Genomic DNA, 5,702 nt, shown 5'->3' on the forward strand with positions numbered 1-5,702 from the left:
GTAGGAGCGAGCTTGCTCGCGAAAAACGTTAACGATGACGCGAGCATCCTGAATGTTCGCGGCGCCTACAGGTTTTTCGCGAGCAAGCTCGCTCCTACAGGGTTTTATGCGTCGCTCAGACCGGTTGTAGCGGCATGGTCAGTTCAACCCGCAATCCATCCGGTCGGCTGTCGAAATGCAGCGTACAGCCGCAACGCTGGACGATGGCCTGGACAATGGCCAGGCCGAGGCCGCAACCGGTGCTCTGGCCGTTGCGCCAGAAGCGCTGGGTCAAGTGTTGCAGGTCGTCTTCGGCAATGCCCGGGCCGTGGTCGCGGACCTCGAACCGCACACGGTTGCCGGTGGTCTGCAGGCTCAATTCCACCGGTCCGTCACCAGGTGTGTGGCGCAGGGCGTTGTCCAGCAAGTTGCGCAGCGCGGCAATCGACAGCACCGCAGGCATTTGTACGGGCGCCGCGGAGACCTTGGCCGACAGCTGGAACCTGATGCGCTGGCGATCTCCGCCGGCCGTGTCCTGGATCGCCAGTTTGGCCACTTGCTCGGCGTTGCATTGCACGCCGTCGTCGAACGACAGGCTGCCTTCGACCCGGGCCAGCAACAGCAATTGTTCAAGGGTGCGGTGCAGTCGATCGGCGCCCTCCTCGGCACGGGCCAGGGATTGATCCCGCGCCGCGCCTTCGGTCATGCGGGCCACTTGCAGGTGGGTCTTGATGGCGGTCAGCGGGCTGCGCAGCTCGTGGGCGGCGTCACCGGTCAGCCGTCGCTCGCGTTCGATGGTCTTGCCGATGCGCTGGAACAACTGGTTCTGGGTATCGAGCAAGGGTTGCAATTCGCTGGGCAATGGCTGGACTTGCAAGGGTTCCAGAGAGTCGGCGCTGCGGCGCATCAAGGCATCACGCATGCGATTGAGCGGCGCCAGTCCCTGGCCGATCCCCAGCCAAAGCAGGCACAGGCAACCGAGCAAGGCCACGCCCACCGGCACCGATGCGGCCAACAGGATCGACATGTTCAAGGCTTCTCGTTCGATTTGCCGGTCGGCGGTGGTGATCCGCAGATCGCCCCGAGCCAGCGTAAAACTGCGCCACGGTGCGCCGTCGATCATCTGATCGTGGAAGCCCATTTTCTCGGCTTCCAGGGTTTGTCCCGGATCACTGTGACTGCGGGCGAGGATTTCCCCGCGCAACGAGCTGACCTGACACGCCATGCCTCCGGGGATGTTCAACTGTTCGGCGCTGAAATGAGTCCCCTCGCCCTTGCTCGGCAGCGGCGGCAGTTGCTCCATCAGCCCGGCGACCATCCGCGCCGAAGCCACCAGGCGCTGGTCGAGGGAAAACATCATTTGATTGCGCAGGTCGCTGAGCATCCAGGCCGCGGCCAGCGCCCAGATCAACGCAAACGCGGCGCCAAGGGTCAGGCTCAGGCGCAAACGCAGACTCATCACTTCGATTGTTCTCCGCCATCAGCCGGCCCCAGGCGATAGCCCAGGCCGCGCACAGTTTCGACGATGCCATTGCCGAGTTTGCGCCGCAGGTGATGGATATGGACGTTAAGGGCGTTGCTTTCCAGCTCATCGTTGAAGCCGTAGACACTGTCCTTCAGTTGCTCGGTCGACAACACCCGGCCACGGTTATGCAGAAGAGCTTGCAGCAGCGACTGTTCCCGGCGCGACAGGTCCACCGGTTGGCCGGCGAGCATGGTTTCGCGACTGCTTGGGTCGTAGGTCAGGGCGCCATGTTCGATCAGGTTGACGCTGCGTCCCGCCACGCGCCGCAACAGTGTGTGCAGGCGCGCAGCCAGTTCACGCAGGTCGAAAGGCTTGAGCAAGTAGTCGTCGGCGCCGGCCTGCAAACCGTCGACGCGGTCGGTGACCGAGTCGCGGGCCGTCAGTATCAGTACCGGCAGCTCCAGGCCGTTCTGGCGCAACTGCTGCAACAGCTTGAGGCCATCTTCGTCGGGCAAGCCGAGATCGAGCACCATGACATCGAACTCCGCCACCTTGAGCATCGCCCTGGCCTTTGAGGCCGTGGCGACGTGCTCGACGGTCAGGCCCTGGGCGGTCAGGCCTGCGACGATGCCGCTGGCGATGAGCTCATCGTCTTCGCAAACCAGTACGTGCATGGAGAACCTCGTGTAAATAAAGCTGATTAGGCCGTTGACCGATTAAGCCGACATTATGCCGCAAGTCCCCTCGCCACAAGGCCGCCAGGGTTAATCATCGGTTAATCGACGCCGCCCATTGTGCACCCCACTTGCAAAGGAATAAGGCTTTTCCATGCGTCATCTGTTGCTCTTCTTCGCTCTGCTGATGTCGGGCCTGGCCCAGGCCGGGACCAATCCGTTCGATAGCAAACCCGAGTTTCTTCCCGTCGGCAAAGCCTTCGTTTTCACCTCTGAACGCCTCGAATCCGGTGAAACCCAACTGTTCTGGCAGATTGCCGACGGTTATTACCTGTATCAGAAGCGCCTGAAATTCGATGGGTTACCTGCGGATCAGCATCCAGCCCTGCCGGAAGGCGAAGCTCACAGCGACGAATTTTTCGGTGAACAGCAGGTTTATCGCCAAGGCCTTGAGCTGAAGATTCCCGCGGGTGCCACGGGTCAAGTGAAGGTGGGATTCCAGGGCTGCGCCGATGCCGGTTTGTGTTATCCGCCGCAGACTCAGGTCGTGGATCTGGGGGGGAAAGCCGATATCCCTACCAATGAAGCCCCGGATCAAGCCTTGGCCAGCGGCCTGCAACAGCGTGCGCTGGGCTTAAGTCTTTTGGTGTTCTTCGGCCTGGGCCTGTTGCTGGCCTTTACCCCTTGCTCGTTGCCGATGCTGCCGATCCTGGCCGGATTGATCGTCGGCAGCGGCGCTTCGACCAAGCGCGGTTTTGCCCTGGCCGGCAGCTATGTGGTGAGCATGGCGCTGGTGTATGCAGCGATGGGTGTGGTGGCTGCATCCCTGGGGGCGAACCTGCAGGCCTGGTTGCAAAACCCTTGGCTGCTGGGCAGTTTCGCGGCGATTTTCGTGCTGCTGGCATTGCCGATGTTCGGCTTCTTCGAGCTGCAACTGCCGGTGGCTGTGCGTGACCGTCTGGAAAACGTTTCACGCAACCAGCGGGGCGGCAGCTTGGTCGGCGCAGGTGTGCTGGGGGCGCTGTCCGGCCTGTTGGTAGGTCCGTGCATGACCGCACCGTTGGCTGGCGCGCTGCTTTACATCGCGCAAAGCGGCAACGCGTTGCACGGCGGCCTGATTCTTTTCGCCATGGGCATCGGTATCGGCGTGCCATTGCTGCTGTTGGTCACGGTCGGTAATCGTTTCCTGCCCAAACCCGGCGCCTGGATGAACTTGCTCAAGGGCATATTCGGTTTCCTGTTCCTCGCCACCGCCTTGCTGATGTTGCGTCCGGTGCTGGATGAATCCTTGTGGGTCGGCTTGTGTGGCGCGTTACTGTTGGTCGCGGCCTACAGCGCCTGGAAGCAATCGGACGGTTTCGGACGCGTGGCGCATCTGTTCGGTGCCACTTCGCTGTTGCTCGGTGTGTGGGGCAGCCTGTTGATGATCGGCGCGGCGGGCGGCAGTGATGATCTGTTCAAGCCTCTGCAGGTTTTCCGCGCGTCCAACACCGCCATTGCCGCTGTCCCCACCGGCCACGATGCCTTCACTACCATCAAGGATCCGCAAGCGTTGCAGCGGGAACTCGACACCGCACAAGCGCAGGGTCAGTGGGTGTTGCTGGACTACTACGCCGACTGGTGTGTGTCGTGCAAAGTCATGGAAAAACAGGTATTCGGTAAAACCCGTGTGCTCGAAGCCTTGAACGATGTGCGCTTGCTGCGACTGGACGTGACCGCCGACAATGCCGCCAGCCGCGAACTGCTCGCCCGCTATAAGGTGCCGGGGCCTCCGAGCCTGTTGTGGATCGGTACCGACGGCGTCGAGCGCCGCAGCCAGCGCATCACCGGCGAGGTCGATGCCGACACTTTCCTGCAACGCTGGACCACCACCCGAGACGCCCGTTAATGCTGACCTTTACCTTGGGCACCTTTGCCATCGCGCTTAACCACCTGCTGCTGATCAGTGCATTGGCGCTAGCGACGTTCGTCGGTTGGCGGGTGGCCAAGCGCGGTGGCGAGAACCCCGAGTCGGTACTGTTCAGCCTGTTCCTGATAGGCATGCTCGCGGCGCGCATCGGTTTCGTCGCCGTTTACTGGAAGCACTATCGCAATGACTTCTGGCAGATCATCGATCTGCGCGACGGTGGTTTCCTGGCCTGGCCAGGGGTGATCGTACTGGTGCTCGCCACGCTCTACCGAGGCTGGCGTCGACCGGGTCTGCGCCGCCCATTGGGCTTTGGCGTCGCCAGTGGCCTGGCGTTCTGGGTGCTGGCGACCTTTTCGCTGAGCATTTATGAACAAGGCACGCGCCTGCCGGAAATCACCTTGCGCAATGCCGCCGGGGAAACCGTGCAACTGGCCGATTACAAGGGCGGCCCGCTGGTGATCAATCTGTGGGCGACCTGGTGTCCGCCGTGCCGCCGGGAAATGCCGGTGCTGGAGAACGCCCAGCAACAACGTCCGGACCTGACATTCCTGTTCGTCAATCAGGCTGAAAGCATGCAAAGCGTCGCCACGTTCCTGGAAACCCAAGGCCTGAGCCTGTCCAACGTGCTGTTCGACGGTAGTGGCCGCCTGGGTCAGGCCGTCGGTTCCATGGCATTGCCGACTACGCTGTTCTATAGCCCTGACGGTCGTCTGCTGGGCAGCCATTTGGGCGAACTGTCGCAAGCCAGCCTGGCGCGAGCCCTGGAAAACTTCGATTCCGTACCTGCCACCTCCTCAAGGAAACTGCCATGCCCCGCCTCCGCCACCTGCTGACCCTGACCCTGGGTGCCGCCCTGCTGCACCTGCCGTCGGTGCAGGCCGAAGAGCTGCCCGAGGCGATCAAGAAGATCGAAGCCAAGGGCGCGAAGATTGTCGGTCAATTCGACGCCCCCGATGGTTTGCGCGGTTATGCGGCGCAATACCAGAACCGCGGCATCGCGCTGTACCTGACGCCGGACGGCAAGCATGTATTGCTGGGCAATTTGTACGATGCCCAAGGCAACGACCTCAGCAGCGCGCCGTTACAGAAACTGGTGTACGCGCCGATGGCCAAGGAAGTCTGGGGCAAGATGGAAGCGAGCAACTGGATCGGCGATGGCAAGAAGGATGCGCCGCGCATCGTCTACCTGTTCAGCGACCCGAATTGCCCTTACTGCAACGTGTTTTGGGAACAGGCGCGTCCGTGGGTCAAGGCTGGCAAGGTGCAACTGCGCCACATCATGGTCGGCATCATTCGCGAAGACAGCCCCGGCAAATCCGCCGCCCTGCTCGCAGCCAAAGACCCGCAAAAGGCCCTGCAGGATCACGAATCAGCTGGCAAGGCCAGTTCGCTCAAGGCGCTGAAGGAAGTGCCACCGGCGATTCAGGCGAAACTCGCGGCCAACATGCAATTGATGGAAGAGCTGGAGCTGCAAGCCACCCCGGCGATTTTCTACATGGACAGCAAGGGCGAATTGCAACAGCAGCAAGGCGCGCCGTCGCCGGAAAAATTGGCGAAGATTCTGGGGCCGAAATAACTTCGAGGGCCTCTTCGCGGGCAAGCCCGCTCCCACAAGGTTGTGCGTCAGCCACAGAATCCGTCACCCCCACCGGCCCCTGTGGGAGCGGGCTTGCCC

At 62.0% G+C, this 5,702-nt stretch carries 5 protein-coding genes; 3 read left to right on the top strand and 2 right to left on the bottom strand.

Features of this window, described 5'->3' with window-relative positions:
* Positions 1-115: 115 nt before the first annotated feature.
* Positions 116-1,441, bottom strand: a complete 1,326-nt coding sequence (locus ACRESJ_RS07470; protein ID WP_431757331.1) for an ATP-binding protein — start codon at positions 1,439-1,441, stop codon at positions 116-118.
* Positions 1,438-2,118, bottom strand: coding sequence for a response regulator (locus ACRESJ_RS07475; RefSeq protein ID WP_431757332.1), 681 nt, complete (start codon positions 2,116-2,118; stop codon positions 1,438-1,440). The genes ACRESJ_RS07470 and ACRESJ_RS07475 overlap by 4 nt, the downstream gene beginning before the upstream one ends.
* 154 nt (positions 2,119-2,272) lie before the next feature.
* On the opposite strand from ACRESJ_RS07475, the gene dsbD reads away from it, so the two are divergent.
* From dsbD to dsbG, 3 genes are read left to right on the top strand one after another with little or no spacing between them, the layout of a single operon-like run.
* Entirely contained in the window at positions 2,273-4,006 is a 1,734-nt protein-coding gene (gene dsbD, locus ACRESJ_RS07480) for a protein-disulfide reductase DsbD (RefSeq protein WP_431757333.1), read from the top strand.
* A complete protein-coding gene (locus ACRESJ_RS07485; RefSeq protein WP_431757334.1) occupies positions 4,006-4,860 on the top strand; it encodes a prolipoprotein diacylglyceryl transferase family protein in 855 nt (284 codons plus the stop codon). Before dsbD ends, ACRESJ_RS07485 begins: the two co-directional genes overlap by 1 nt.
* Positions 4,836-5,603: a thiol:disulfide interchange protein DsbG gene (gene dsbG / locus ACRESJ_RS07490; protein WP_431757335.1), complete on the top strand. Its 768-nt coding sequence runs from the start codon at positions 4,836-4,838 to the stop codon at positions 5,601-5,603. Before ACRESJ_RS07485 ends, dsbG begins: the two co-directional genes overlap by 25 nt.
* The last annotated feature ends 99 nt before the right edge of the window (positions 5,604-5,702 follow it).

Origin of the sequence: Pseudomonas sp. (genome assembly GCF_050739655.1) — a bacterium.
GTDB lineage: Bacteria > Pseudomonadota > Gammaproteobacteria > Pseudomonadales > Pseudomonadaceae > Aquipseudomonas.

What these genes read in the sequence shown, in the direction of transcription:
- dsbD (WP_431757333.1), top strand. Translation starts at nt 2,273, where the DNA reads ATGCGTCATCTGTTGCTCTTCTTCGCTCTGCTGATGTCGGGCCTGGCC.
- ACRESJ_RS07475 (WP_431757332.1), bottom strand. Translation starts at nt 2,118, where the DNA reads ATGCACGTACTGGTTTGCGAAGACGATGAGCTCATCGCCAGCGGCATC.
- ACRESJ_RS07485 (WP_431757334.1), top strand. Translation starts at nt 4,006, where the DNA reads ATGCTGACCTTTACCTTGGGCACCTTTGCCATCGCGCTTAACCACCTG.
- dsbG (WP_431757335.1), top strand. Translation starts at nt 4,836, where the DNA reads ATGCCCCGCCTCCGCCACCTGCTGACCCTGACCCTGGGTGCCGCCCTG.